The sequence below is a fragment of the Xanthomonas translucens pv. undulosa genome, assembly GCF_017301775.1.
GTDB lineage: Bacteria > Pseudomonadota > Gammaproteobacteria > Xanthomonadales > Xanthomonadaceae > Xanthomonas_A > Xanthomonas_A translucens.
Map to the genome: position 1 here is coordinate 2,296,090 of NZ_CP063993.1, position 23,991 is coordinate 2,320,080.

Consider the following 23,991-nt stretch of genomic DNA (forward strand, 5'->3'; position numbering starts at 1 on the left):
CTTCGCCGCCGCCAAACGCCACCGCATTGCCTGACGCCAGCTGTACGGCGATCGCGACGGCACTACCCAGTGTCACATTTGTGCCTTTTGATGGTCGGTTTCCCCCGCAATGGATTCTCGCCATGCTGCGTCGCTCCTCCCGTTTCCCTCTGCTGGCCGGCCTCGGCCTGGCCCTGACCGCCGCGATCGCCGCGCCGGCCCTGCTGCAGGCCAAGCCGCCTGCCGCCACGGCATCCAAGCCGATGGCCGAGGCCAAGACCAGCGGCTACCTGACGCCGGCGCAGCTGCCCGACAGCCTGCTGCTGGTGCCGCCGCCGCCGGCCAAGGGCTCGCCTGGACGCGCGCTGGACGAAGCGGTGAACAAGGAAGCGCTGGCGATGCGCGGCAGCCCGCGCTTCGCCTTGGCCGCGCAGGACGCGCAACTGCATTTCCCGGGCGCGGCCAACCACTTCAGCTGCCCGCTCGGCATCCAGGTCAGCGTTGCGCACACCCCGCACCTGTACCAGTTGCTGCAGCGCGTGGCCCAGGACGCCGGCGACGCCGCGGAAAAGGCCAAGGCCTACTACCACGTCCCGCGCCCGTTCATGGACAACGGCCTGGCCAGCTGCACGCCCGCCGACGAGGCCAAATTGCGCCCGAACGGTTCCTACCCGTCCGGCCACACCTCCATCGGCTGGGCCTGGGCGCAGGTGCTCAGCGAGGCCGACCCGGCGCGGACCGATGCACTGATGGCGCGCGGCCGCAGCTACGGCGAGAGCCGCATGGTCTGCAACGTGCACTGGCAGAGCGACGTGCTGGCCAGCCGCATCGTCGCCGCGGCCACGGTCGCCAAACTGCAGGACAACCCGCAGTTCCGCGCCGACCTGGAAGGAGCGCGCAAGGAGATCGCCGCCGCCCGCGCGCAGGGCCTGACGCCGGCCAAGGATTGCGCCGCGGAAACCAAGACCTTGCAGGTACGGCCGGCGAGCGCGCTGTAAGCAAGGCAATAGCCGCCGCACAACCGTGACGCCGGCCAATCGCTGCCGGTGTCACACGACATGGGCACCTCGCGCAAGGGCGAGCGTCAGGTGTGGGAGAGGCTTCAGCTCCGACGCCGGACTGTCCGACGCGTCGGAGCTGAAACTGCCGTCTCCGACTTCACGCCGGGCCGCCGCCGCCCATGCCTTTGGGCAGATGCAAGCCGACCGGGGCGGCGGGCTAGACTCGGCGCAGATTTCCGCCAAGGAGCTGCAGCCATGACCCAGTGGTATTTCCTGACCGGCAGCGAGCAGACCCGCTCCGGCCCGATCGACGACACCGACGCGATCGCCTTCGCCAGCAACAACCCCGCCGCCATGGCCTGGCGCCAGGGCCAGAACGGCTGGAAGCCGGCCAACCAGATCGACGCGCTGCGCGGCGCGAGCGCGGCCAGCCTGCCGCCCCCGCCCGGCGGCCGCGGCAGCGCCGACGACATCGACTTCCGCATCGTCGGCCACGAGATGCAGTTCGTGGAGATCGCGCTGGACCCGGGCGAGAGCGCGGTCGCCGAGGCCGGCGCGCTGATGTTCAAGGACGCCGCGGTGCAGATGGACACCGTGTTCGGCGACGGCTCCAGCCAGGGCGGCGGGCTGATGGGCAAGTTGTTCTCGGCCGGCAAACGCCTGGTCACCGGCGAGAGCCTGTTCACCACCGTGTTCACCCACCAGGGCCAGGGCAAGGCCACGGTCGCCTTTGCCGCGCCGTATCCCGGCACGGTGCTGGCGATGAAGCTGGACCAGCACGGCGGCCGCCTGATCTGCCAAAAGGACAGCTTCCTGGCCGGCGCGCGCGGCGTGTCGTTGGGCATCCACTTCCAGCGCAAAATCATGACCGGCCTGTTCGGCGGCGAGGGCTTCATCATGCAGAAGCTGGAAGGCGACGGCTGGGTGTTCGTGCACGCCGGCGGTTGCGTGGTCGAGCGCGAGCTGGCCGCCGGCGAACGCCTGGACGTGGACACCGGCTGCGTGGTCGCGTTCCACTCCACAGTGGACATGGACGTGCGCGCGGTCAGCGGCATCAAGAGCATGTTCTTCGGCGGCGAAGGCATGTTCCTGGCCACGCTGACCGGCCCGGGCAAAGTGTGGCTGCAGTCGCTGCCGTTCTCGCGCCTGGCCGGGCGCATGTTCGCCGCCGCGCCGCAGGGCGGCGGACAAAACCGCGGCGAAGGCTCGGTGCTCGGCGGCCTGGGCCGGATGCTGGACGGCGACAACACCTTCTGAACCCCGGCGCATCCGGCGCGACGCAACGTCGCCAAGCGCCGAGGGTCGGCGGGGATTTTAGGGCGCTGGCGGCATCACGTTCATCACCGCCAGCGTCATCGCTTCCACAGCGGTGCGGATGCTGGGCTGCGGCACCGGCGCGAAATCCGGCGAGTGGTTGACCGGAATGCGTTCGCCGCTGCGCCTGGCGCGTTGCAGCCACTGCGGGTCCAACCCGCCGATGGCGAAGTACAACGACGGCACCCCGGCAGCGATGAAGGCCGAGTAGTCTTCGCTGGCCGCGCTCGGTTCGGCTTGGCGCTCGGCATCGGTGCCAAAGGCCTGTGCGAATACTGCGCCGGTGCGCTCGGCGAGCGCCGCATCGTTGATCACCGCCTTGGAACCGTGCGCGCCCAACGCGATCTGCGGCGCCGGGGCACCGGCCATCTGCGCGCTGGCCAGCGCGGTGCGGCGCACACCGTCCAGCAGCTTGTCGCGTACCTGCGGGTCGTAGCTGCGGATGGTACCGCGCAGCTGCACGCGGTCGGGGATGATGTTGCCGGCACTGCCCGCATTGAAAGCCCCCACACTGACCACGCCGAACGCGGCCGGGTCCTTTTCGCGGCTGATCACGCTCTGCACGTCTACCACGAAGCGCGCGGCGATGAGGATCGGGTCGATCGTCGCGGCCGGCATCGCACCGTGTCCGCCCTTGCCTTCGAACACCACATCGAGCGAGTCGGAGTTGGACGTCAGCACGCCGGCCTTGTAGTACACATGGCCGTAAGGATCCGGGCCGACATGCAGCGCGAAGCCGTAGTCCGGCTTGCCGAAACGCGCGAACAGGCCGTCGTCGAGCATCGCCTGCGCGCCGCGGCCTTTTTCCTCCGCCGGCTGTGCGATGAACATCAGCGTGCCATGCCACTGCGTGCGCAACTGCAGCAATGCGCCGCCGTGCCGACCCAGGCGGCCATGTGAATGTCGTGGCCGCAGCTGTGCGCCACATAGGTCTCCCGGTCCTTGGATAGCAGATGCACGGTGCTGGCATACGCCAGGCCTGTGGTTTCGCGCATCGGCAGCGCATCCAGTTCGGTGCGCACCATGACCGTCGGCCCGGCGCCGTTGCGGTAGATCGCCACCAGCCCGGTCTTGCCGACACCTTCGTTGACCTGGAACCCCAGCGCGCGCATCGCCTTGGCCAGCCGTTGCGCGGTGACGGTTTCCTCAAAGCCGAGTTCAGGATGCTGGTGCACGCTCTTGTACAAGGCTTCCAGCTGCCGATAGCGTCGATCGAGAACGCCGTCCACCTACCGCTTCACCGCCACCGCATCCAGCGCATGGCACGGAAAGGCGGCAAGCAGCAGCAATAGCGCCAATGCGCCCGACCGCGGATGCGTCATGGCATGCGCTCCGACAATCGAAAGCAGCGACGGCAACGTGTCTGGCCAGCTGAATTCATCTGGCTATCCTAGCAACCGCTGCGCGCACGAACTGGACCTGCACAGCAGCTGGGACGCCGGGATGCGCAATTGCGAGTGTTGGCCGATCGGCGTCGCAATCGGCGACTGGCGAAGCGGCGGCGTATGCTGACCCGCCAGCCCACATCACACTTCAGTGCAATCCCCGCTATGAATGTATCTCGCCGCCCGCGTTGCTTGCTGTCCTTGTTCCTGATCTGCCTGGTCGGCGCCTGCGGCGGCGGCCCCAAACCGGCCGGGCCGGCTCCCGTGGTCGCGGCGCCGACTGCCACAACCAAGCCGCTGCGCATCGGCATCGCCCTGGGCGGCGGCGCGGCCAAGGGCTTCGCCCATATCGGCGTGATCAAGATGCTGCAAGCCAACGGGCTGGAGCCGGTGGTGGTGTCCGGCACCAGCGCCGGCAGCGTGGTCGGCGCGCTGTACGCCAGCGGCATGGACGCGTTCCAGATGCAGCAGGCCGCGGTGGCGCTGGACGAGACCAGCATCCGCGACATGCGCCTGTTCTCCGGCGGCCTGGTGCAGGGCCAGGCGCTGCAGGACTACGTCAACGCCCAGCTCAAGAACCGCCCGATCGAAAAGCTCGCCAAGCCCTTCGCCGCGGTGTCCACGCGCCTGGAGGACGGCGAGCGCACCGTGTTCGTGCGCGGCAACGCCGGCCAGGCGGTGCGCGCCTCCAGCAGCATCCCCGGCGTGTTCGAACCGGTCACCATCGGCAAGTTCCATTATGTGGACGGCGGCGTGGTCAGCCCGGTGCCGGTGGACGCCGCGCGCCAGCTCGGTGCGGACTTTGTGGTCGCGGTGGACATCTCCAGCAAGGCCAGCGGCCAGAACCCGGCCGGCATGCTTGGCATCGTCAACCAATCGATCGCGATCATGGGCCAGCGCCTGGGCCAGCAGGAGCTGGCGCGCGCGGACATCGTGATCCGGCCCAAGGTCAACGACATCGGCGCGGCCGATTTCACCCAGCGCAACGCCGCCATCCTGGAAGGCGAGAAGGCCGCGTTGGCGGCGATGCCGCAGATCAAGGCCAAGCTGGCGCAACTGCAGCAACAGCGCGCGGCCGCCGCTGCCAAGGCCGCGCAACCGGCGCCCGCGCCATGCGAACCGCGTTCGCGCCTGGGCCGCCTGATCGGCCGCGACGATCCGTGCAAGAAGCAGGACTGAACCGACGCGGCACGTCCAGAACCACCGCACCGTGCATCGCCCCTCTCCCGTCTGGAGAGGGGTTGGGGTGAGGATCCGATGCGCAGCGACTCGCGGAGCATGAGGTGGAGCGGGATGCACGCGGCAACCACGATGATCGCCGCGCGCAAGCTCCACCGCTGCGCTCAGATCCGTATCGCCACCGCGCCCTGGCGCTGCGCCTGCTGCTGCACCTCCTGCTGCATGGCGGCTTGCTGCGTTTGCGCGAGCGCCTGTTGCTGATCGAACTCGGCCAGCCGCTCGAACGACTGCGCGACCGGTGTGTGCACCGCCTCATCTGTGGGCATCTGTGCCCAGCGATGATCCGGATCCTTCGGATCCCCTTGCACCACGAAAACCCGTTCGCCCGCTTGCGCATTGCGCCCGCCCTCGCTCAGCAGCACACGATCGACCCGCTCCAGGCCGCTGCGCGCCGCCAGATCGGTCAGGCTGGCCGCCATGCAGGCGCTGGCTGCGTCGGGGCTGCGCCCGAGCTGCCGGTCCAGCGCCTGCGTGCCGGCGACGCATTGCTGATGCAGGACGTGGCGTGGATGGTCCGGCAGGGTGGGATCGCTGGCGCGCGCCGCCAGCAGCTCCGCATTTGACAGCCGCGCCGGATCGGCCTCGGCCAGCGTCTGCGGGCTACGCAGGACCGGCTGCTGCCGGTACGGATCGTCGGGATGGAACTACTGCCGCAGCTGCTGGCGTTCCAGGCGCAGCGCGCGCGTGTCGTCGAGCTCGCGCAGTTGCTGCGGATCGCGTACCGGCTGCACCACGGTTTGCTCGCCGTTGCTGACCCAGGTGTTCCAGCTGTGCGTCTGCCGGTCGTACATGTAGGAAAAATTCGGCGCGCCGATCCGGTCCGGGTCGGTGATGGGCAGCGTCTGGCTCGCCTGGATGCGTGCGCCAGTCATGCGCCCGACATAGGAGGCCGCATCGAGCTGCGCGTCGTCGTACTTACGGACATCGTCCACCGTCTGCGTCGCCCGGTTCAAACCCAGCGCAGAGTTGTCGAGCATCATCGACCAGACCTTCTCCGCCTCGGCGTCGCCGCCGTGGCGGCGCGCGGCATCGAGCAGTTGGCGCGGGGTCCAGGCATCGGGGTTGATGTGCCTTTTCTGAAAGGTGGCGTCGTGAACGTCTTCGATGTCTCTCACCGGCAGATTGAGGGTGAGTTCCGGGCGGCCGCTCCTTTGATATAACTCGCGCCGCTCGAAATCACGCCTCATCAAGTCGACGCCGAAGCTATTCCATTGGCGCTCGCTCATTTGCACGCCATCACGGCGCGCTTGGGTATCAGCAAACACGTTTGCCGTTGCGCCTGGCGCTTTGTCGTTGCTTACTACACCGAGCGCCAGCAGGCCATAGCCATCGTTGCCCTGTTTATGGGCCAGATAATTCCAGTAAAGTTCTTGATTCCTGTCTGCCGCTTAATGCTTGAGGATTTCGATATCCTTTTCGTCAAGCCCTGCCATCTGACTTTCTCCTCATCGTAAAATGATTGCGCATCAGGAATGCGGCTTTTCGACCATGAACTTCCTCAGCTCATCGCGCGCCGTCTCCTCGACCTTCTTCCAATCGGGTAACGCGAAACGGACGTATCGGATTTCCACCAGAACCTTCAAATCCTGCACGATGAAGAAATGGTCGCATTCGGGCAGCGCTTCTTCCTTGTTACGCACCAGCTTGCCATCATGGTATTCCACCCCGGATTGCGTCACTTCCTTCGAAGTGCACTTGATGATCGTGCTGATCTGGCCCTTATCGTCCAGGGCCACATACCAATCCTTGTGGCTGGCGGCATTGAAAATGCTGGTCGATTCATCCGAATGCGATTCGCTATAGCCTTTCGCACGATAATAGGCGAAGACCTTCGGAAGATCCGCATAATACGGCGTCAGGCCGTAAGTCGTTGCGCCCCGGATGCGACTTTCCAGGCGCTCCGCTGGATTGTCTTGCTCATTTGAGCTCGGCGTATATTGGTTGCGCAGGGCCTCACGCACATCCACTCGATCCAGATAGCTGTAGCCGATATTGACCGTGCGCGTGGCAACATCCAGGCTCAGATGGCTGCGCTCGCCCGGCGCGAACGGCTCCAGCGTCGGATACTCCAGGTACAGACCGAAACTGTCGTCGAAGTTCGGCCCCATCTGGTCGCCGAAGTAGTTGGCCGGGATCCGCAATTTGTAAGGCCCCAGGCACGCTTCCATCAGCGGCGGCGGCGTCTGGAACGGATCCTGGGGGCCGAGATGGCGCTTCCTCGCGCAGCCTTGGGCATTGGTGGACGTGGCAGCGGGCGAATCGGCAGCACTGGGCTTGGCGCAGCCGACCATCGGCAGGACGCTAGTCAACAGCAAGCAAAACGCCAGGCGCGAAACCGATCTCATCGTGTGCGTTCTCCGCTGATGCTCGGTCGCCCCTTATGAGTATTGAGTAAAGCACACGTCCCGCGACCGCGACAACGGGATGGGCGTGGATGCTGGCCCGCGTGGCTCCGTCGCCGTTTGGCCCGGCCCGCTGCCTGACCGCACGCTCAGCCGCGCGGCAGCGGCAGGCCGGTGAAGTCCTTGACCGTGCGCAGCACGAAGCTGGAGTTGACGTCGGCCACGCCGGCGGCATTGAGCAGCTTGTCCAGCAGGAACGCGGAGAAATGGGCCAGGTCGCGCACGTAGACGTGCAACAGGTAGTCCATGTCGCCGGTCAGCGCATGGCAGGCGACGACCTCGTCCCAGCCCTGCACGCTGTCGGCGAAATGGGCGATGCCGCTTTGCCCGTGCTTTTCCAGCTGCACGCGCACGAACGCCTGCAGGCCCAGGCCGATCGCGCCGGGCACCAGCCGCGCCGCATAGCCGGCCACCACGCCGTCGGCCTCCAGCCGCTGCACCCGGCGCAGGCAGGCCGACGGCGACAGGTTCACCTGCGCGGCCAGCTCCGCATTACTGGCCCGGCCCTGCCGCTGCAGCAAGGCCAGCAGCCGCAGGTCGGTGCGGTCGAATACGGCCGATTCGGTCATTTATTGCTCTGCAACATGGAGTTATTGCAACAATCTTGCGCGCAGTGGCTGGAATCGCGCAACTTTGCAAGCCCATTGCGCGGCCTGGCGCCTACCATCGTCGGTATTCCCTCCGGAGCCGCCGCCCATGGACACCGCACCGCGCCGCGTCGAACACCAGCAGACCGACAAGGGCTACGTGCCGGTCTACACCACCGCCGTGGTCGCGCAGCCGTGGGACCGCTACAGCGCCGACGACCACGCCACCTGGGGCACGCTGTACCAGCGCCAGCGCGAACTGCTGGTCGGCCGCGCCTGCGACGAATTCCTGCAGGCGCAGGACGCGATGGGCATGCGTCCGCAGGCGATCCCGCGCTTCGCCCAGCTCAACGAAGTGCTGGGCGCCACCACCGGCTGGACCCTGGTCGGGGTCGAAGGCCTGCTGCCCGAACTGGATTTCTTCGATCACCTGGCCAACCGCCGCTTCCCGGTGACCTGGTGGATCCGCCGTCCCGAGCAGATCGACTACATCGCCGAGCCGGACCTGTTCCACGACCTGTTCGGCCACGTGCCGCTGCTGATGAACCCGTTGTTCGCCGACTACATGCAGGCCTATGGCCGTGGCGGGGTGAAGGCGCACGGCATCGGTCCCGACGCACTGCAGAACCTCACCCGCCTGTACTGGTACACGGTGGAATTCGGACTGATCGCCAGCGCCGACGGCCTGCGCATCTTCGGCGCCGGCATCGTCTCGTCCAAGGGCGAATCGCTGTACGCGCTGGAATCGGCCGCACCCAACCGCATCGGCTTCGACCTGGCGCGGATCATGCGCACCCGCTACCGCATCGACAGCTACCAGAAGACCTACTTCGTCATCGACAGCTTCGAACAGCTGATGCAGGCGACCGCGCCGGACTTCACCCCGCTCTACGCGCAGCTGAGCGGCCAGGCGCACATCGCCGCCGGCGACGTGCAGACCGGTGACCGCGTGTACCAGCGCGGCAGCGGCGAGGGCTGGAGCCGCGACGGCGACGTGTAGCCGCGCCCGGTCGGCGCGCGGATCGAGGCTGCGCGCCGGTCAGCGCTCAGGAGTCTGCCGCCGGCAAATCGGGCCTGGACCCGATCGCGCAGCGCCGGCTCCAGGGCCACGCTGCATCGCGAGCGGCATCGGTCGACCACGGCGCGGTCACCACGGCATCCCGGTCGCTCCCGACCCGCAGCTGCGGGCGGCCCTGCGCGTCGAGAGGACCACCATCATGCTCATCTATGTCGGCCTGGACGGCGATCAAGCCGATCAACGCGGCGCCAAACTGAAGGCGCTGCAGGCGCATTTCGGCGAAACCGAATCCCACGCGCTCAACATGCTCAGCGCCACCGCGCTGGCGCCCGGCAACACGGCGTGCGGCAAGCGCCTTGTGGTCAACTCGCACGGCAACGTCAACGTGTTCGCCGGACTCACCCCCGCCGCGTTCCTGCAGCAATTGCTGAGCAAGGGGCTGGCCAAGGAGTCGTTCGAGGAGATTGCGCTGATGGCCTGCCAGGTGGGTGCGCAGAGCCAGACCAACTCCATTGCCGGCAATTTCGCCAAGGAGCTGAAGCGGCTGCTGGTGCAGCAAGGCATCGTCGCCAAACTGTACGCTCCACGCGGCACGCTGACCTACGTCGTGCACCAGGAGCAAAAGCTGGGGCAGCGTTTCTATGTGGTGGACAGCATGCATATCGCCTGTCCCGAGCGGAACTATCCGCTGCAGGAAGGGCTGTTGCTGGTGCAATGAGATTGCGCGACCGGCGAACGCGGCGGCGGCGGCGCCGCACTGACAGCCGCCATCCCGCAATCGATGTCGCGGCACAGCGGCGCCTTCAGCGCCGGCTGTAGCGCCGCCCAGTCGCGCACCACCAGGCAGGCCACCGCGGCTACGCTGGCGTGGCGGAAGGGACGCGCGGTGCGGCATGGTCGAACCGTTCGGCGCTCACCCCAACCCCTCTCCCGCGGGAGAGGGGCTTGAGCGTCGTGCGCAGCGCGATCAGGCCGCGGCGGCTTCCGGCTTGCCCAGCACGTCGGCGACGAAGGCGCGGATCTCCGCGTCCTGCGCGTTGTCGAAGAAGCACTGCTGGAAACGCGCGCCGCCGACCGCCTGCTTGAGCAGTTCCGGATCCAGCGCGCGCAGGCCGTCCAGGTAGGACTTGGCGGTGGCCTGCTTGACCTGAGCCAGGATACCTGCATTGGCCTGCTGCGATTCGCGGCGCTCGGCCGGATAGCCCATGCCGCGCTCGCCGCTGAAGGCCTTCTCGAAGATGGAGCGCACGTTGATTTCCGCGCCCCAGCCGTAGCCCTTGGCGAAGGCCAGCGCCAGCGCGTTGCCGTTGTTGACCTGGGCGAACAGGTAGGCGTCGGTCGGCTCGATGCAGTAGCCGCAGAACACGCCCGGGTAGGCGTTGAGCGACATCATCGCGCCCTGGCCGGTGCCGCAGCCGGCGACGACGAAATCGACCGCCTTGGAATTCAGCAGCAGGCTGGCGACGATACCCAGGTGGATATAGGTCAGGCGGTGGTCGTTGTCGCCGTCCATGCCGACGTTGAACACGCTGTGGCCCTGCTCGCCGGCCACGTCGGTGAGCTGCTGCAGGATCACCGGATTCTTGCCGGCCTGGCTGAACTCGTTCATCAGTGCGATTTTCATGGGTGTCTCCGATTGCGGGGGGAAGAGTGTTGCGGATGGGGGCGATGCTGCGCGTGTGGTGCTGACCCTCATCCGCCCTGCGGGCACCTTCCGGAGGGGAAGGGAGGAGCGTCGGCTGCGGCGGCGCGCGCTTGGCTCAGCGCGCCAGCCAGCCGCCGTCGACCGGGATGACGGTGCCGTTGACGTAGTCCGAGGCGCTGCTGGCCAGGAACACCGCGGTGCCGCCGAGGTCTTCCGGCACGCCCCAGCGCCGGGCCGGGATGCGCTCCAGGATCGACTGGTTGCGCGCGGCGTCGGCACGCAGCTGCGCGGTGTTGTCGGTGGCCATGTAACCGGGCGCGATGGCGTTGATGTTCAACCCCTTGCCGCCCCACTCGTTGGCCAGCAGGCGGGTGATGCCGGCGATGCCGGATTTGCTGGCGGTGTACGACGGCACGCGGATGCCGCCCTGGAACGACAGCATCGAGGCGATGTTGATGATCTTGCCGCTGCCCTGGGCGATGAAGTGGCGGCCGGCCGCCTGCGACATGAAGAACGCGGACTTGATGTTGACGTTCATCACGTCGTCCCAGTCCTGCTCGCTGAAATCCACCGCGTCGGCACGGCGGATCAGCCCCGCATTGTTGACCAGGATGTCGAGGCGGCCGAGGCCGGCCAGGGTCTCGTCGAGCACGCGCTGCACCGGCTGGATGCTGATCAGGTTGGCCTGGATCGCGACGAAGCGGCGCCCCAGCGCCTTGACCTTGTCCTCGGTCTCGGTGGGCGCCTGGATGCCGGCGGCGGCGATGTCGGCACCGGCCTGCGCCAGCGCCAGCGCGATGCCCTGGCCGAGGCCGGTGTTGGCGCCGGTGACCAGTGCGACCTTGCCTTCGAGACTGAACGGATTCGTCATTGCGGGTGCTCCCTAGAGTGATGCGGATACGTTGGCGCACGTGGCGCGCGCGGCGGCTTACTTGAGCTGGCAGATGTCCAGCACGTGCATGTCGGTGTAGTCCAGGTTCTCGCCGCCCATCGCCCAGATGAAGGCGTAGTTGCTGGTGCCGGCGCCCATATGGATCGACCACGGCGGCGACACGACGGCTTCGTCGTTCTGGATCACGATGTGGCGCTGCGCCTCGGGCTCGCCCATGAAGTGGTAGACGCGGTCGTTGGCGCCCAGGTCGAAGTAGAAATAGACCTCGCTGCGGCGATCGTGCAGATGCGGCGGCATGGTGTTCCAGACGCTGCCCGGCTTGAGCACGGTCAGGCCCAGCAGCAGCTGCGAGGACTGGCAGGTGGCCGGCACGATGTACTGGTAGATGGTGCGCGCGTTGCTGGTCTCCAGCGCGCCGCGGTCCAGCGCTACCGCGTCCTTGATCGACAGTTGCCTGGTCTCGAAGCGCGCATGCGCCGGGGTGGAGGCCAGATAGAACCGCGCCGGATTGGCCGCATCGTCGGAGGCGAAGCTGACCTCGCTGCTGCCCATCGCCACGTACAGCCCGTCCTTCGGTCCTAGCGCGTAGACGGTACCGTCCACGCTGACTGTGCCGCTGCCCGCACCGACATTGATCACGCCCAGCTCGCGGCGCTCCAGGAACGGGTGACCGGCGGCGGAGGCCGGCTCGGTTTGCTTCGGCAGCGCCACCGGTTTGCCGACCGGCGCGGCGCCGCCGAGCACGAAACGCTCGTAGTGGGTGTACTTCAGCGTGACCGCATCGGCGACGAACAGGCCATCGAGCAGGTACAACTCGCGCAGCTGGTCGTTGCTGGCGCCCTTGATGGCGTCGGGATGGGTGGCGTAGTGGGTCTTGCTGTACAGGGACATAGCGATCTCCGGTGGGCAAGGCGGCACGCGGCGAACCGTACGGGCCATTCTAGCCGCCATGGTTAACCGGTGTCATTGTGCAGTGCACGAAGGGACTCGGGACTCGGGACTCGGGACTCGGGACTCGGGACTCGGGACTCGGGACCAGCGGCCAGCGGCCAGCGGCCAGCGGCCAGCGGCTTTGAGCATGGATGCGCAATGGATGCCGCGCATGCAAGCCCGCGGGGTCACGGCGATGTCTCGCAGCAGGCTGATTTTCGCGGCCACGGTTTGCCGCATGGTGTCTGGAGAAAAGCCCCCTTTGGTAAAGGGGGCGCGCCGAAGGCGTGGGGATTCGGCAGGCTTGGCCCCCGGGGCCCAAGGTTCTGCGACGCAGAACCTTGGGGGCACCTGCCCGCACAGCGGACAGGTGCCGGCCCTCAGTCTTCCGGCGGCTGGCAGGAGTCGCGCACGATCAGGTGAGGGCGCACGCTGGCGATCGCCAGGGTCGGCGTGCCTTCGGGCTGGATCAGCATCGCCGCGGCGGTGCGGCCGGTGTCGCGGGTGTGGCGGCGCACCGAGGTCAGCGACGGCCACAGGCGCGAGGCCAGCGGGCTGTCGTCGTAGCCGATGATCGACAGCTGGCGCGGGATGTTGATCCCGGCGCGCAAGGCGACCTTGTACACGCCGGCCGCCATTTCGTCGTTGCCGGTGAAGATCGCGCTCGGGCGCTGCTTGCCGAGCAGCAGTTTCTCGGCCGCGGCCACGCCGGATTCGAAGGTGTAGCCGGCCTCGACGATGCGCTGCGGCGGCAGTTCGATGCCGCGCCGGGTCAGCGCGTCGATGAAGCCGGCAGTGCGCTCGTGCGCGGAGCGGTAGGCGCTGGGACCGGTGATCAGCGCGATCTCGCGGTGGCCCAGCGACAGCAGGTAGTCGGCGGCCTCGGCGGCGCCGTCGCGGTCGTGGGTGACCACCATCTGCGAGGTCTCGTCCAGCGGCAGCGAGGCGATGCGGGTATAGCGCACGCCGATGCCGGCGAGCATGTCGGCCAGCGCCTGGTCTTCCGAGGCGCGCGGCACCAGGATCACGCCGTGCAGTTTCTGCTGCTGCACGAAGCGGCGCACGCCCTCGATGTAGCCCGGGCTGCGGCTGTCGCACGGGTGCACCACCAGTTCGAAGCTGGAGCCGCGCAGCGCGTCCAGCGCGCCGTACTGCATGTCCACGATGTACTGCGCGGTCGGGTTGTCGTAGACCATGCCGATCAGGAACGAACGCCGGAACGCCAGCCCGCGCGCCAGCGGATCCGGCGCGTAGCCGACCTCGCGCATCAGCGCCTCGACCTTCTCGCGCGTGTCCTTGCGCACCAGCGGCGAGTTGTTGATGATCCGCGACACCGTTTTCTTCGAGACCCCGGACAGGCGCGCGATGTCGTTGATCGTCGCCGCCTTGCCGTGGACGGAGGCATGCAGATCGGCGGATGGAGGTTTGCTCGGCGCCATGGACGGAAAACCGGACGGAAGGGGACGGATTCTACCGGTAGTCATGTTCACTCCAGGGCGCGGTAGCGGAAGTGGCGGAAATGCACCTTTCCATTTCCGGCCGCGTACAAGGCCGGTTTTAATGCCAGGAACTTGCCGGCGACGTTGTGGTGGTAGCCGGACACTTCCATCTGCACCGGGTACTGGGTCCAGGTGCTGCCGTCGCGGCTGCTGTGGATCGTGACGATGTGGCGGTCGTTGCGCACCCGCAGCCACAGGCGGCCGCCCTTGGCGCTGGGCGCCAGCTGCGCCGGGCGCTCCTCGCCGTAGCGGTGCATGACGAACGCTTCGCCGTTGCTGCCCACCCCGGCGTACAGGCGCTGGCTGTAGAACAGCAGTGCGCTGCCATGCGCGCCGGGTTCGATCTGCATTTCCACCTCGAACTGGTAGGCGGGGTCGGTGGCGATCACCGTCAGCGGCGAGCTGTCGCGCGGCGCGCAGCCCTTGCCCTGCACGCTCAGCGTGCCATCGCCGAAGGACAGCCGCCGGTCTTCGTCGCGGCCCGGGTTGAAGAACGCCCACTGCGGGCCGAGGCGGCCGCCGCGGAACTCGTCGGACAGCGCCAGGCCGTGCGCCAGCGCCTGCCCGCTGGGCTTTTTCAACGGCGTGCCGAGATCGCCACCCTTGGCCACGAACCAGCCGTCGGCGGTCCACTCGATCGGATCCAGCAGCGCCTGCCTGCCAAGTGTCCAGTAGCCGTTCTCGTAGCCGTGGTAGAGCATCCACCAGCGCCCATCGGTGCCTTCGACCAGGGTGGCGTGGCCGCGCGACCACCATGGCTCGGCCGCGCGTTGGGTGCGCGTGATCGGGTTGTTCGGCGCGTTGCGCCACGGCCCGTGGATCGAGCGCGCGCGCGCGGTGATCACCATGTGCCCGGTCGGCGGGCCGGCGGTACCGCCGACCGCGGTGGTCATGTAGTACCAGCCGTTGTGCCAGGTGATCTTCGGCCCTTCCTGCGCATAGGCCTCCACGTCCCAGCTTTCCGGGTACTTCCAGCCGTCGTAGACGTGCCTGGGCGTGCCGACGACCTTCAATCCGTCGTCGGACAGCTGCACGTAGTCGCCGCCGCTCAGGAACAGGTAGCGCTTGCCGTCTTCGCCGACCGCATGGCCCGGATCGATGTACTTGCCCAGGCCGATGTCGATCGGCGCGCTCCACGGGCCGGTGATGGCGTCGGCCCAGACCACGAAGTTGCTGCGCTGGCCCTGTTCGCCGCGCCGCGCAGGGAAATAGATGTAGTAGCGCGTGCCGTGCTTGACCAGGTCCGGCGCCCAGATCGCGCCGACGTTCTCGCGGATGGCATGGCCCAGCGGCTGCCAGTTGACCAGGTCGCGCGAGTGCCAGATCGGCAGGCCCGGGTAGGCGTCGAACGAGGACAGGGTGAGGTAGTAGTCGTCGCCGTCCTTGAGCACCGACGGATCGGGATGGTCGCCGGCCAGCATCGGGTTGAGGAAGCTGCCGTCGCCCTGGTCGGCGATGCGCTGCTGCTCGATGCCGCGCTTCCACTCGGCCGCCGCGGCCAGCGTGCTGGCCGCGAGCAGGCCGGCCAGCAGCAGCCAGCGCAGGGACGAGGTGGTAGGCGACGCCATGTCGGACATTCCTTGATTCGCGCCGCAGCGGCTGCGTGCGGCGCGGTGCATCAGGCGCGCAGCGCGCGTGGCAACCACAGCGACAGTTCCGGGAAGAACGCCACGATCAACAGCACGCACAGCGCCGCCAGCCAGAACGGCCAGATCGTGCGCATGCTCTGGGCCACGGTGATCTGGCCGATCGAGGTGCCGATGAACAGCACCGAGCCGATCGGCGGGGTGATCAGGCCGATACCGCCGGCCAGCACCATCACCAGCCCGAAATGGATCGGGTCGATGCCGTAGGCCTTCACCACCGGCAGGAAGATCGGCGTGCAGATCAGGATCTTCGGCGCCAGGTCCATGAACATGCCCAGCAACAGCAGCATCACCACGATCATCAGCAGCACGGTGTTCTTGCCGTCGGCGATCGACTGCAGCAACTTCACCGCCGCCGCCGGCACCTGCAGGTAGGCCAGCAGCCAGCCGAACACCGCCGCGGTGGCGATCACGAACAGGATCACGCCGGTGGTGCGCGAAGCATGCGTGACCGCGGCGAAGAACTCGGCCCAACGCAATTGCCGGTACAGCAGCGCGGTGACCAGCAACGCATACACCACCGCGATCGCCGCGCTTTCCACCGCGGTGAAGATGCCGGCGCGGATGCCCACGAAGATCAGCGCGACCAGGCCCAGCCCGGGCAGCGCGCCGACCAGGCGCAGCGCCACCGCGCGCCAGCCCGGGAACGGCTCGGTGCCGTAGCCGCGATGGCGTGCCACTGCGTAGCCGGTGATCATCATCGCCGCGGTCATCAGCAGCGCCGGGAAGATGCCGGCCGCGAACAGATCGGCGATCGACAACCCGCCGCCGGCCGCGGCCGAGAACAGGATCAGGTTGTGCGAGGGCGGCACCAGCAGCGCGACCAGCGCCGCGGTCATGCTCACGTTGACCGCGTAGTCGCGGTCGTAGCCGCGGTTGATCATCTGCGGAATCATGGTGCCGCCGACCGCCGACACGTCGGCGATGGCCGAGCCGGACACGCCGCCGAAGAACAGCGAGGACAGCACGCTGACCTGGCCCAGTCCGCCGCGCATGCGCCCCACCAGCGACGAGGCCAGCGCGATCAGGCGATCGGAAATGCCGCCGCGCAGCATCAATTCGCCGGCGAAGATGAACAACGGAATCGCGATCAGCGACGCCGAGCCGCTGCCGGCGGAGATCTGCTGCACCAGCACGATCGCCGGCAGATCCAGGGAGAAGATGGTCGCCAACGCCGCAGCGCCCAGCGCATACGCCACCGGCACGCCGATCAACAGCAGCAGCACGAACAGCCCGAGCAGGATTGCAATGGCCATGGCTCAGTTCACTCCTTCAGCGGTGGCCGGGCGCAGCACCTGCCACGCCTGGTACAGCGCGAACACGCTCATCAGCGCGCCGCCGATCGACAGCGGCAGGTAGTTGATGCTCTGCGGCAGCCTGGCGCCGGCCATCTTGATGTTCAGCCCGTCCAGCAGCAGCACCGCACCCCACCAGGCGATCACCGCGCCGATCGCGGCGATCACCAGCGGGCGGATCAAATCGATCGCGCGGCGCACGTGGGCGTGCATCTTCTCGGCCAGCAGGAAGAACCCGAAATGGCGCCGCGTGTGCACGCCGGCAGCGGCGGCCAGGCTCATCGCGGTGCTCAGCAGCAGCAGCGTCACCGGCTCGGTCCAGCTCGGCGAATCGTTGAGCACGTAGCGGGTGAACACCTGCCAGCCCTGCACCACCACCAGCCCGAGCAGGGCGGCGGCGGCGATGCCGATGGCGAGATTGGCGATCCGGTCGAGCAGCCGCTGCAGCGGCGCCACCGGGACGGCAATGGCGTGGTCGGTCATCGGCATGGCCTCAGGCGAAATCGCGGATGCGGCGGTACAGGGCTTCGATCTCCGGCTGCCGCCGGTATTCGGCCAGCAGCGGCGCGGCGGCCTTGCGGAAGGCGGGCATGTCCACCGCGTTGACCGCCACGCCGTAGTCGAGCACTTCCTGGCGCGCCTGCGCCTCGGACGCGTCCCACAGCTTGCGCATCACCGCCACCGATTGCCGCGCGGTGTCCACCACCAGCGCGCGATCGCCCGGCGACAGCGCCTGGAAACTGCGTTGCGACATCACCAGCACGTCCGGCGCATAGGAATGCTCGCTCTGCGACCAATAGCGCGCGGCCTCGAAATGGCGGCTGGATTGGAAGCTGCGCATGTTGTTCTCGGCGCCGTCGATCATGTGCGTCTCCATCGCCGAGAAGGTTTCGCCCAGCGACATCGGCGTGGGATTGGCGCCGAGCATGCGCATCAGCTTGAGGAAGATGTCCGACGAGGCCACGCGCAGTTTCAACCCATGCAGATCTTCGGGACGATGCAGCGGGTGCTTGGTGTTGTAGAAGCAGCGCGCGCCGGAATCGTAGATGGCCAGACCGACCAGGTCGCGCTGCTCGAAGCTGCGCAGGATGCTGTCGCCGACATGGCCGTCGGTCGCGCGGCGCAGGTGCGGCACCGAGTCGAACACGTACGGCAGGCACAGCGCCTGGGTCAGCGGGAAGGTGTTGTTGAGCGCGCCGGAATAGACGCGAGTGATGTCGATGGCGCCGAAGCGGGCCATGTCGATCGCCTCGGCTTCGCGGCCGAGCTGGCCGGAGTGGTACTGGCGCAGCTTCAGCCGGCCGCCGGTCTGCCGTTCCAGGGTCTGCCCGAACCAGCGCACCGCCTCCACGGTGGGATAGTCGGCCACGTGCACGTCGGTGGCGGTAAGCAGCCGGCTGCCGCCGCCGGCCTGGGCCAGCGGCGCCGCCGCGGCCGCGGCCAGTCCTGCGCCCAGGAAACCTCTACGAGTGATCATGCTGCGCCCTCCCGCGCGTGGTCGGCATGCCGCGGCTCAGGCCGCGACCGCCCTGCAATGAAGTTCGCCATAGCCGTCGAACCGGATCGTCGCGTGCTGGCCGATGGCGATGTCGTGGATGCCGGTGGCATTGCCGGTGGCGATCAGCTCGCCACGCGTGAGCGGCCGGCCGCGCCGCGCCGATCGCGCCAGCGCGAACGCGAACGCGGTGCGCAGCCCGCCCGGCAACAGGGTGGCACCGCCGCTGCCGACGCGTTGGCCCTCGATCAAGGTTTCCGCCAACAGCGCGGCCTCGTCCAGCGTGGTCCAGTCGGCGACCTGCGGCCCCAGGAGCAGGCCGTTGTTGTTGCCGAAGTCGGAAATCACCACCCGCGGCCCGAGCTGGTTGATCGTGGCCAGCGGGCTGCTGGCCACTTCCACGCCGATGAACAGCGTGGACGGCACCTGCGCCGCCTGCTCCGCCGTCCAGTGCAACTGGTCGGCCGGCACGTCCGCGTCCACGCGCATCACGTACTCGGCCTCGACCGCGCCGAAGCCGCCGGCGAACACCGGGATGTCCGTTGTTCCACCGGTAGCATTCCACAGGTTGCGGGCGAAGATCGGGCCGAGCAGGCGCTCGTCGCCGGAGTGGTCGCGGCGCTCTGCGGCGATGTAGCCGACCTTCCAGCCGACCACCCGGTCCGGCCATTGCGCGATCGCCAGGTCCTGCACGCGGTACGCGGTCTCCAGGTCGTTGGGGATGATCCCTGGGAAATCGTGCAGCGAACGGCCCTGCTGGCGGGCCTGGACGAAGCGGGCCGCGATGTCGGCCAACGCGGGCGGTGGCGTGTCCGAAGGACCGGAATGAGTGCTCAAGGGCATCTCCGCAAAAATGTAGGGGATCGGAAGAATTGCTGCGCCGCTCATCGACAGCGCGTTGCGCAGTTGTATATGGTAAACCGGTGTCATTGGCAATGTGCGGTGCGGCAAAGAGCTCGGGACTCGGGACTCGGGACTCGGGACAGCGGACGGCGGACGGCGGACGGCGGACGGCGGACGGCGGACGGCGAGGCGCAAGCTGCCCTGCTTTAACCGGCCGTGCAGATCTGCTGCGCTGGCCGATGCGGCCGATCAACCCACACCTACATGCGAGGAAACGATGGCGATGAGCCGAATCCAGGAAAATGCAGTCCGGACGGCAGCGCGGGCAGCGCCGAGCACAGCACCGCAGCGATCCGGTGCCGGCACCCGCCGGACGCTTTTCTGCATTTTCGGGCGCTTTCCTGGTTCGGAAGGAGGCCGCGATGGAACCTCGGCATCCATTCGCAGGCCCTCGCCCTTGCGCCGCGGCACGCTGTTGGCGCTGGCTGCCGTGCTGGGCCTTGCCGGCCCCGCGCTCGCAGCCGAGCACCCGAGCAGCGAGACCGCCGCCGAGCAGGCCGCGCGCATCCCGCTATGGCCGGGTCCGGCACCGGGTTCCGCGCCCGGCCCCGAGCAGGCGCGCATCGTCGAGCGCAGCGACGACCCGGCGTTGCCCGACCGCGCCATCAGCGGCCGCTACCAGCCCTGCCTGGTGGTGTACCGGCCGAAGACGCCAAACGGCAGCGCGCTGCTGGTCGCCCCCGGCGGCGGCTACGCGCGCATCGTGCTGGACAAAGAAGGCAGCGCCTTGTTACCGATCTTCGCCGAACAGGCAGGCATCACCCTGTTCGTGCTGCGTTATCGGCTGCCCGACGCGGAAGCCGCGGGTACCGACGCGGCCGCGCAGCGCGACCTGCCGCTGGCCGACGCGCAGCGCGCGCTGCGTCTGATCCGCGCGCACGCCGCCGACGACGGCGTGGACCTGCAACGGGTCGGCGCGATCGGCTTCTCTGCCGGCGGGCATGTCGCCGCCAGCCTCGGCACCCGCTACGACGAACGCATCTTTCCGGCGCGCGACGCGGTCGACCGGCTCAGCGCGCGGCCGGACTTCCTGCTGCTGCTGTACCCGGTCATCGACATGGGCAGCGGCACCGCGGCGCATACCGGCTCGCGCCTGCGGCTGCTCGGCCGTCATCCCGATGCCGCCACGATGGCCGCCTATTCGTTGCAGAACCGCGTCATTCCGGCGATGCCGCCGACATTCCTGGTGCACGCACAGGACGACCGGGTGGTGCCGGAGGAGAACAGCCTGCTGTTCTACCAGGCGCTGCGCCAGGCCGGGGTGCCGGCGGAACTGCACCTGTTCGCGCATGGCGGCCATGGCTTCGGCACCCGCGGCATCGCCGGCCTGCCGCTGGCGGCCTGGCCGACGCTCGCACTGGCATGGATGCGCAGCGTGCAGGGCGATGCGGCTGCGCTGGCGCCGATTCCGCCTGCCGCGCCGAAGCAGTAACAGGCGTCGCTGCGTTGCCGTCGACCACACCGCCATGAACGGGCGCACGAACCCGGCCCGCATCGGGCCGCCCTGCGCGGCGCTCGCCACAGGCATGCCGCGCTGCATCCAGCCGACCCTTTCCGCTGCAGGCGCGGGCCTTCGCCCGTGGCCGCTGGCGCTTGCCTACGGACTCCGCCACGCATGACCACGCCCGCCACCCTCCCGCCTGCCGACCTTGCCGCCGCGTCCACCGCACCCGACGACCACGGCCGGCGCCGCTTCCTGCACGGCGGCGCGCTCAGCGCACTGGCATTAAGCGGCGCCCTACCCGGTGGCAGCGTCGGCGCCGCGTCCGCCGACCCGCAAGCGCCGCTGGCGCGCACCCGCAGCGGCCGCATCCGCGGCTGCCGCGTCCAGGGCGTGCAGGTGTTCAAGGGCATTCCCTATGGCGCCGACACCGCGCCGCGCCGTTTCCAGCCAGCGCTGCAGGAACAACCGTGGCGCGGCGTGCGCGATTGCATCCGCTACGCCGCTTCCGCGCCGCAGCTCAAGCTCGACCCGGTCAGCGAGGACTGCCTGTTCCTCAACCTGTGGACGCGCGCCCTGCGCGACGGCGCAAAGCGCCCGATCCTGTTCTACATCCACGGCGGCGCCTACAGCAACGGCTCCGGCAGCGATCCGCTGTACGACGGCGCGCGCCTGTGCCGGCGCGGCGACGTGGTGGTGATCAGCGTCAACCACCGCCTCAACGCCTTCGGCTATCTGTACCTGGCGCAGCTCGGCGGCGCCGCGTTCGCCGCGTCCGGCAATGTCGGCCAGCTCGACCTGGTGCAGGCGCTGCAGTGGGTGCGCGTGCACGCGGCCGAGTTCGGCGGCGATGCCGGCAACGTCACCGTGTTCGGCCAGTCCGGCGGCGGCGCCAAGATCGCCACGCTGATGGCGATGCCGGCCGCGCAGGGCCTGTTCCACCGCGCGTGGACCATGAGCGGCCAGCAGCTCACCGCCGCCGGGCCGCGCGCGGCCACCCAGCGCGCGCAACTGCTGCTGCAGGCCTTGCAGCTAGACGCCACGCAGCTGGCCGTGCTGCGCACACTGCCGATGCAGCGCCTGCTCGAGGCCACCCGCACGCGCGATCCGTCGCGGGCAGAGAACACCTCCCTGTACCTGGGGCCGGTGCTGGATGCGCAGGTGCTGCACCGGCATCCGTTCTGGCCGGACGCGCCGCCGCAGTCGGCGAAGATCCCCATGGTGATCGGCAACACCCACGACGAGACCCGCGCCTTCCTCGGCAACGATCCGGCCAACTTCGCGCTGAGCTGGGACACGCTGCCGGCCAAGCTGGAGCAGGAACAATTCGTGGACCTGCTGCCGCAGGTGGTGATCGCCGAATACCGGCGGCTGTATCCGCACTACACGCCGAGCGCGGTGTTCTTCGCCGCGACCACCGCCGGGCGCTCATGGCGCGGCGCGATCGAGGAAGCCCAGGCGCGCGCGCAGCAGGGCGCGCCGACCTGGGCCTACCAGCTGGACTGGGGCTCGCCACTGGACGGCGGCAAGTTCGGCGCGTTCCACACCCTGGACATCCCGCTGGTGTTCGACAACATTCGCCAGCCCGGTTCGCGCACCGGCGACGGCGCCGACGCGCAGCGCGTGGCCGATGCGATGAGCGAGGCGCTGCTCGCCTTCGCCCGCCACGGCGATCCCACCCACGCCGGGCTGCCACGCTGGGAACCGTATTCGCTGGCCCGGCGCGAGACCATGTTGTTCGACGCCGACAGCCGCCTGGCGCACGACCCGCGCGGCGGCGAACGCCGGCTCTACCAGCAGGTGCCGTTCGTGCAGCGCGGGACGTTGTGAGCCGGCGGATGCGAACAGACAACCACACCGTGTTTCCGCGCATTGGCAAACGGTCGCGGCAGTGACTTCATCCGGATCGAGGCCACGGCGCAGCTTCGCTCGAGATGGCGCCGCTTTTTGTGGGAGCGACTCCCACAACGTTCATTGAATTGAGAGGATAACCGCTCCCGCCTGCATGTGGGGCCGCAACGACTGCTCATCGGCTGGCGCACACAGGCCAGCCGCCATGCGCGTCCAGTCCGCGTCGACCGCCAGCGCGCTACCAGCCGGTGTCCTCGGCCAGCACCACCTGATTGCCGCCGCCGATGCGCGCGCGCTGCAGCAGCGCTTCGGCGCGTTGCATCAGCGTGGCGGCGGTGTCGGTGGGCGTGGCGAGCAAAGCGCCGACGCTGACACTCAACTGTTCGTTGGCCATGTCGGCGTGCGCGATCGCCAGCAGCTCGACCATGTCGCGCAAGGCCGGCGCGACCTGGCGCAGGTGCGCGCCGCTGGCGTCGTACAGCACCAGCGCGAAGCGGTCGGCGTCGATGCGCATGGTCACGTCCATCGGCCGCAGCAGGCATTGCAGCACCTCGGCCACGTCCACCACCGCGCGGTCGGCCTCGCGCGGGCCGTAGCGCTGCACGAAGGCGGCGTATCCATCCACTTCGACCAGGATCAGTGCAAGCCCGCGCTGCAGGCGCCGGGTCTCGGCCAACGCCAACGCCAGGTGTTCGTCGAAGCGGCGGCGATCGCCCAGGCCGGTGAGCGCGTCGCGCAAGGCCTCGTCGTCGCGCACCCGGCGCTGCAGAAACCCCTCGCGGCGCGAATGCTCGCGCAAGTAGCCGCCGACCGCGCCGATCGGCACCGCCGCCCACAGCAACCACTGCAGCCGCAGATAGCCCGCCTGCGCGGTGCTGTCCAGCAGCAGGTGCGCGGCCACGGCGCTGATCGCACACAGGATCAGCGCCACCGCCACGCTCTGCCACAGGGCCAGGCCCAGCGGGAAGAAGCCGGCGAAGATCACCAGGGTCATCACCGCAGCGGCATAGCGCAGTTCCTGCGGCGGATAGCCGATGCTCGACAGCACCAGCCCGGTGCCGCCGACCAGCAGCAGCAGCGCCGCGCGGCCCGGCCCGTGCGCATGCGCGCGATGGATCGCCACCGCCACCCACAGCAGCGCCAGCAAGGTGGCCGCGCGCACCGCCACCGCATAGCCGGCCAGCCCGGTGCTGCCCGACCAACCGAAATGCAGCGCATCCCAGGCCAGCAACGCCAGCGCGATCAGCACCCCGAGCGAGGCCGCCACGCGTTGCGCGAAGCCCATGGTCGATGCGGTGTAGCGGCGATACGCCCGTTCCAGCGGCGGGTCGAAACGCAGCGCGGCAAAGCCGTGATGCAGTTGCCTGGCGTAGTCCTCGCCGGATGCAGCGTCCGGCGGTCCTTCGTAGCGGTGGTGCATGCGATCCCCTATACGCGGCAGCCTGGAACAGAACGCGGTGGCTGTCACA

At 68.6% G+C, this 23,991-nt stretch carries 24 protein-coding genes; 8 read left to right on the forward strand and 16 right to left on the reverse strand.

Translation table 11 applies throughout. The features are described from left to right. Positions 1-122: 122 nt before the first annotated feature. Complete coding sequence (locus tag ISN38_RS09740; protein WP_004425511.1) at positions 123-977, forward strand: acid phosphatase; 855 nt, start codon at positions 123-125, stop codon at positions 975-977. Positions 978-1,235: 258 nt separating this feature from the next. Further along, the gene (locus ISN38_RS09745; protein ID WP_004425512.1) at positions 1,236-2,237 is read left to right on the forward strand and encodes a TIGR00266 family protein; all 1,002 of its coding nucleotides are present in this window, start codon (positions 1,236-1,238) and stop codon (positions 2,235-2,237) included. A 57-nt stretch (positions 2,238-2,294) separates the two neighbouring features. On the opposite strand, the gene ISN38_RS20275 is transcribed toward ISN38_RS09745, so the two are convergent. Then, positions 2,295-3,125: a M20/M25/M40 family metallo-hydrolase gene (locus ISN38_RS20275; RefSeq protein ID WP_230811721.1), complete on the reverse strand. Its 831-nt coding sequence runs from the start codon at positions 3,123-3,125 to the stop codon at positions 2,295-2,297. Beyond that, entirely contained in the window at positions 3,125-3,523 is a 399-nt protein-coding gene (locus ISN38_RS20280; protein WP_241753924.1) for a zinc-binding metallopeptidase family protein, read from the reverse strand. The genes ISN38_RS20275 and ISN38_RS20280 overlap by 1 nt, the downstream gene beginning before the upstream one ends. A gap of 321 nt (positions 3,524-3,844) precedes the next feature. On the opposite strand from ISN38_RS20280, the gene ISN38_RS09755 reads away from it, so the two are divergent. Next, positions 3,845-4,858: a patatin-like phospholipase family protein gene (locus tag ISN38_RS09755; RefSeq protein WP_038236727.1), complete on the forward strand. Its 1,014-nt coding sequence runs from the start codon at positions 3,845-3,847 to the stop codon at positions 4,856-4,858. Between the two features lie 164 nt (positions 4,859-5,022). Here ISN38_RS09755 and ISN38_RS20695 read toward each other — a convergent pair whose 3' ends face one another. Both ISN38_RS20695 and ISN38_RS20290 read right to left on the reverse strand, forming a co-directional pair. Then, a complete protein-coding gene (locus ISN38_RS20695) occupies positions 5,023-5,526 on the reverse strand; it encodes an XVIPCD domain-containing protein (RefSeq protein ID WP_314733680.1) in 504 nt (167 codons plus the stop codon). Between the two features lie 36 nt (positions 5,527-5,562). Further along, the gene (locus tag ISN38_RS20290; RefSeq protein WP_004425516.1) at positions 5,563-6,144 is read right to left on the reverse strand and encodes a hypothetical protein; all 582 of its coding nucleotides are present in this window, start codon (positions 6,142-6,144) and stop codon (positions 5,563-5,565) included. Between ISN38_RS20290 and ISN38_RS09765 the strand changes: the two genes are divergently transcribed. Then, positions 6,145-6,372 carry a hypothetical protein gene (locus ISN38_RS09765; RefSeq protein ID WP_206711772.1) on the forward strand — a complete coding sequence of 76 codons (228 nt, stop codon included), beginning with the start codon at positions 6,145-6,147 and terminating at the stop codon, positions 6,370-6,372. A 12-nt stretch (positions 6,373-6,384) separates the two neighbouring features. On the opposite strand, the gene ISN38_RS09770 is transcribed toward ISN38_RS09765, so the two are convergent. Both ISN38_RS09770 and ISN38_RS09775 read right to left on the reverse strand, forming a co-directional pair. Continuing rightward, the gene (locus ISN38_RS09770) at positions 6,385-7,263 is read right to left on the reverse strand and encodes a hypothetical protein (protein ID WP_047324366.1); all 879 of its coding nucleotides are present in this window, start codon (positions 7,261-7,263) and stop codon (positions 6,385-6,387) included. A gap of 146 nt (positions 7,264-7,409) precedes the next feature. Next, complete coding sequence (locus ISN38_RS09775) at positions 7,410-7,889, reverse strand: Lrp/AsnC family transcriptional regulator (protein ID WP_003476835.1); 480 nt, start codon at positions 7,887-7,889, stop codon at positions 7,410-7,412. A gap of 127 nt (positions 7,890-8,016) precedes the next feature. Here ISN38_RS09775 and phhA point away from each other — a divergent pair, with 127 nt between their 5' ends. Beyond that, on the forward strand, positions 8,017-8,907 hold the full coding sequence (gene phhA, locus ISN38_RS09780) for a phenylalanine 4-monooxygenase (RefSeq protein ID WP_003476834.1): 891 nt from the start codon (positions 8,017-8,019) through the stop codon (positions 8,905-8,907). A gap of 217 nt (positions 8,908-9,124) precedes the next feature. Further along, a complete protein-coding gene (locus tag ISN38_RS09785; protein ID WP_004425519.1) occupies positions 9,125-9,643 on the forward strand; it encodes a hypothetical protein in 519 nt (172 codons plus the stop codon). A 249-nt stretch (positions 9,644-9,892) separates the two neighbouring features. Here the strand turns inward: ISN38_RS09785 and ISN38_RS09790 are convergent, their stop codons facing one another. From ISN38_RS09790 to ISN38_RS09830, 9 genes are all read right to left on the reverse strand, one after another. Then, a complete protein-coding gene (locus tag ISN38_RS09790) occupies positions 9,893-10,549 on the reverse strand; it encodes an RpiB/LacA/LacB family sugar-phosphate isomerase (RefSeq protein WP_004425520.1) in 657 nt (218 codons plus the stop codon). Between the two features lie 136 nt (positions 10,550-10,685). Next, complete coding sequence (kduD, locus tag ISN38_RS09795; protein ID WP_004425521.1) at positions 10,686-11,441, reverse strand: 2-dehydro-3-deoxy-D-gluconate 5-dehydrogenase KduD; 756 nt, start codon at positions 11,439-11,441, stop codon at positions 10,686-10,688. Between the two features lie 57 nt (positions 11,442-11,498). Next, entirely contained in the window at positions 11,499-12,353 is an 855-nt protein-coding gene (kduI, locus tag ISN38_RS09800; RefSeq protein WP_004425522.1) for a 5-dehydro-4-deoxy-D-glucuronate isomerase, read from the reverse strand. 419 nt (positions 12,354-12,772) lie between these two features. After that, positions 12,773-13,831 carry a LacI family DNA-binding transcriptional regulator gene (locus ISN38_RS09805; RefSeq protein WP_004425523.1) on the reverse strand — a complete coding sequence of 353 codons (1,059 nt, stop codon included), beginning with the start codon at positions 13,829-13,831 and terminating at the stop codon, positions 12,773-12,775. Between the two features lie 47 nt (positions 13,832-13,878). Beyond that, positions 13,879-15,459 (reverse strand): family 43 glycosylhydrolase, encoded by a 1,581-nt coding sequence (locus ISN38_RS09810; protein WP_206711773.1) that lies wholly within the window; start codon positions 15,457-15,459, stop codon positions 13,879-13,881. Between the two features lie 50 nt (positions 15,460-15,509). Next, positions 15,510-16,793 carry a TRAP transporter large permease gene (locus tag ISN38_RS09815; protein WP_003476826.1) on the reverse strand — a complete coding sequence of 428 codons (1,284 nt, stop codon included), beginning with the start codon at positions 16,791-16,793 and terminating at the stop codon, positions 15,510-15,512. Between the two features lie 3 nt (positions 16,794-16,796). Then, positions 16,797-17,315 carry a TRAP transporter small permease gene (locus ISN38_RS09820; RefSeq protein WP_003476825.1) on the reverse strand — a complete coding sequence of 173 codons (519 nt, stop codon included), beginning with the start codon at positions 17,313-17,315 and terminating at the stop codon, positions 16,797-16,799. A 10-nt stretch (positions 17,316-17,325) separates the two neighbouring features. Beyond that, positions 17,326-18,309, reverse strand: coding sequence for a TRAP transporter substrate-binding protein (locus ISN38_RS09825; protein ID WP_004425527.1), 984 nt, complete (start codon positions 18,307-18,309; stop codon positions 17,326-17,328). A 36-nt stretch (positions 18,310-18,345) separates the two neighbouring features. Further along, positions 18,346-19,170, reverse strand: coding sequence for a 2-keto-4-pentenoate hydratase (locus ISN38_RS09830; protein WP_047324362.1), 825 nt, complete (start codon positions 19,168-19,170; stop codon positions 18,346-18,348). A 277-nt stretch (positions 19,171-19,447) separates the two neighbouring features. Here ISN38_RS09830 and ISN38_RS09835 point away from each other — a divergent pair, with 277 nt between their 5' ends. Both ISN38_RS09835 and ISN38_RS09840 read left to right on the forward strand, forming a co-directional pair. Then, positions 19,448-20,662: an alpha/beta hydrolase gene (locus tag ISN38_RS09835; protein WP_080964834.1), complete on the forward strand. Its 1,215-nt coding sequence runs from the start codon at positions 19,448-19,450 to the stop codon at positions 20,660-20,662. Positions 20,663-20,845: 183 nt separating this feature from the next. Further along, a complete protein-coding gene (locus ISN38_RS09840) occupies positions 20,846-22,501 on the forward strand; it encodes a carboxylesterase/lipase family protein (RefSeq protein WP_206711774.1) in 1,656 nt (551 codons plus the stop codon). A 259-nt stretch (positions 22,502-22,760) separates the two neighbouring features. On the opposite strand, the gene ISN38_RS09845 is transcribed toward ISN38_RS09840, so the two are convergent. After that, positions 22,761-23,942, reverse strand: coding sequence for a GGDEF domain-containing protein (locus tag ISN38_RS09845; RefSeq protein WP_004425532.1), 1,182 nt, complete (start codon positions 23,940-23,942; stop codon positions 22,761-22,763). Positions 23,943-23,991 lie beyond the last annotated feature (49 nt).

Excerpts from the sequence above, each read along its gene's own strand:
- ISN38_RS09825 (WP_004425527.1), bottom strand. The coding sequence starts at position 18,309 with ATGATCACTCGTAGAGGTTTCCTGGGCGCAGGACTGGCCGCGGCCGCG.
- ISN38_RS09775 (WP_003476835.1), bottom strand. The coding sequence starts at position 7,889 with ATGACCGAATCGGCCGTATTCGACCGCACCGACCTGCGGCTGCTGGCC.
- ISN38_RS09790 (WP_004425520.1), bottom strand. The coding sequence starts at position 10,549 with ATGAAAATCGCACTGATGAACGAGTTCAGCCAGGCCGGCAAGAATCCG.
- ISN38_RS09835 (WP_080964834.1), top strand. The coding sequence starts at position 19,448 with ATGGCGATGAGCCGAATCCAGGAAAATGCAGTCCGGACGGCAGCGCGG.
- ISN38_RS09840 (WP_206711774.1), top strand. The coding sequence starts at position 20,846 with ATGACCACGCCCGCCACCCTCCCGCCTGCCGACCTTGCCGCCGCGTCC.
- ISN38_RS09785 (WP_004425519.1), top strand. The coding sequence starts at position 9,125 with ATGCTCATCTATGTCGGCCTGGACGGCGATCAAGCCGATCAACGCGGC.
- kduI (WP_004425522.1), bottom strand. The coding sequence starts at position 12,353 with ATGTCCCTGTACAGCAAGACCCACTACGCCACCCATCCCGACGCCATC.
- ISN38_RS09770 (WP_047324366.1), bottom strand. The coding sequence starts at position 7,263 with ATGAGATCGGTTTCGCGCCTGGCGTTTTGCTTGCTGTTGACTAGCGTC.
- kduD (WP_004425521.1), bottom strand. The coding sequence starts at position 11,441 with ATGACGAATCCGTTCAGTCTCGAAGGCAAGGTCGCACTGGTCACCGGC.
- ISN38_RS09810 (WP_206711773.1), bottom strand. The coding sequence starts at position 15,459 with ATGGCGTCGCCTACCACCTCGTCCCTGCGCTGGCTGCTGCTGGCCGGC.
- ISN38_RS09755 (WP_038236727.1), top strand. The coding sequence starts at position 3,845 with ATGAATGTATCTCGCCGCCCGCGTTGCTTGCTGTCCTTGTTCCTGATC.
- phhA (WP_003476834.1), top strand. The coding sequence starts at position 8,017 with ATGGACACCGCACCGCGCCGCGTCGAACACCAGCAGACCGACAAGGGC.
- ISN38_RS20275 (WP_230811721.1), bottom strand. The coding sequence starts at position 3,125 with ATGTTCATCGCACAGCCGGCGGAGGAAAAAGGCCGCGGCGCGCAGGCG.
- ISN38_RS09745 (WP_004425512.1), top strand. The coding sequence starts at position 1,236 with ATGACCCAGTGGTATTTCCTGACCGGCAGCGAGCAGACCCGCTCCGGC.
- ISN38_RS09740 (WP_004425511.1), top strand. The coding sequence starts at position 123 with ATGCTGCGTCGCTCCTCCCGTTTCCCTCTGCTGGCCGGCCTCGGCCTG.
- ISN38_RS09845 (WP_004425532.1), bottom strand. The coding sequence starts at position 23,942 with ATGCACCACCGCTACGAAGGACCGCCGGACGCTGCATCCGGCGAGGAC.
- ISN38_RS20290 (WP_004425516.1), bottom strand. The coding sequence starts at position 6,144 with ATGAGCGAGCGCCAATGGAATAGCTTCGGCGTCGACTTGATGAGGCGT.
- ISN38_RS09805 (WP_004425523.1), bottom strand. The coding sequence starts at position 13,831 with ATGGCGCCGAGCAAACCTCCATCCGCCGATCTGCATGCCTCCGTCCAC.
- ISN38_RS09820 (WP_003476825.1), bottom strand. The coding sequence starts at position 17,315 with ATGACCGACCACGCCATTGCCGTCCCGGTGGCGCCGCTGCAGCGGCTG.
- ISN38_RS09830 (WP_047324362.1), bottom strand. The coding sequence starts at position 19,170 with ATGCCCTTGAGCACTCATTCCGGTCCTTCGGACACGCCACCGCCCGCG.
- ISN38_RS09815 (WP_003476826.1), bottom strand. The coding sequence starts at position 16,793 with ATGGCCATTGCAATCCTGCTCGGGCTGTTCGTGCTGCTGCTGTTGATC.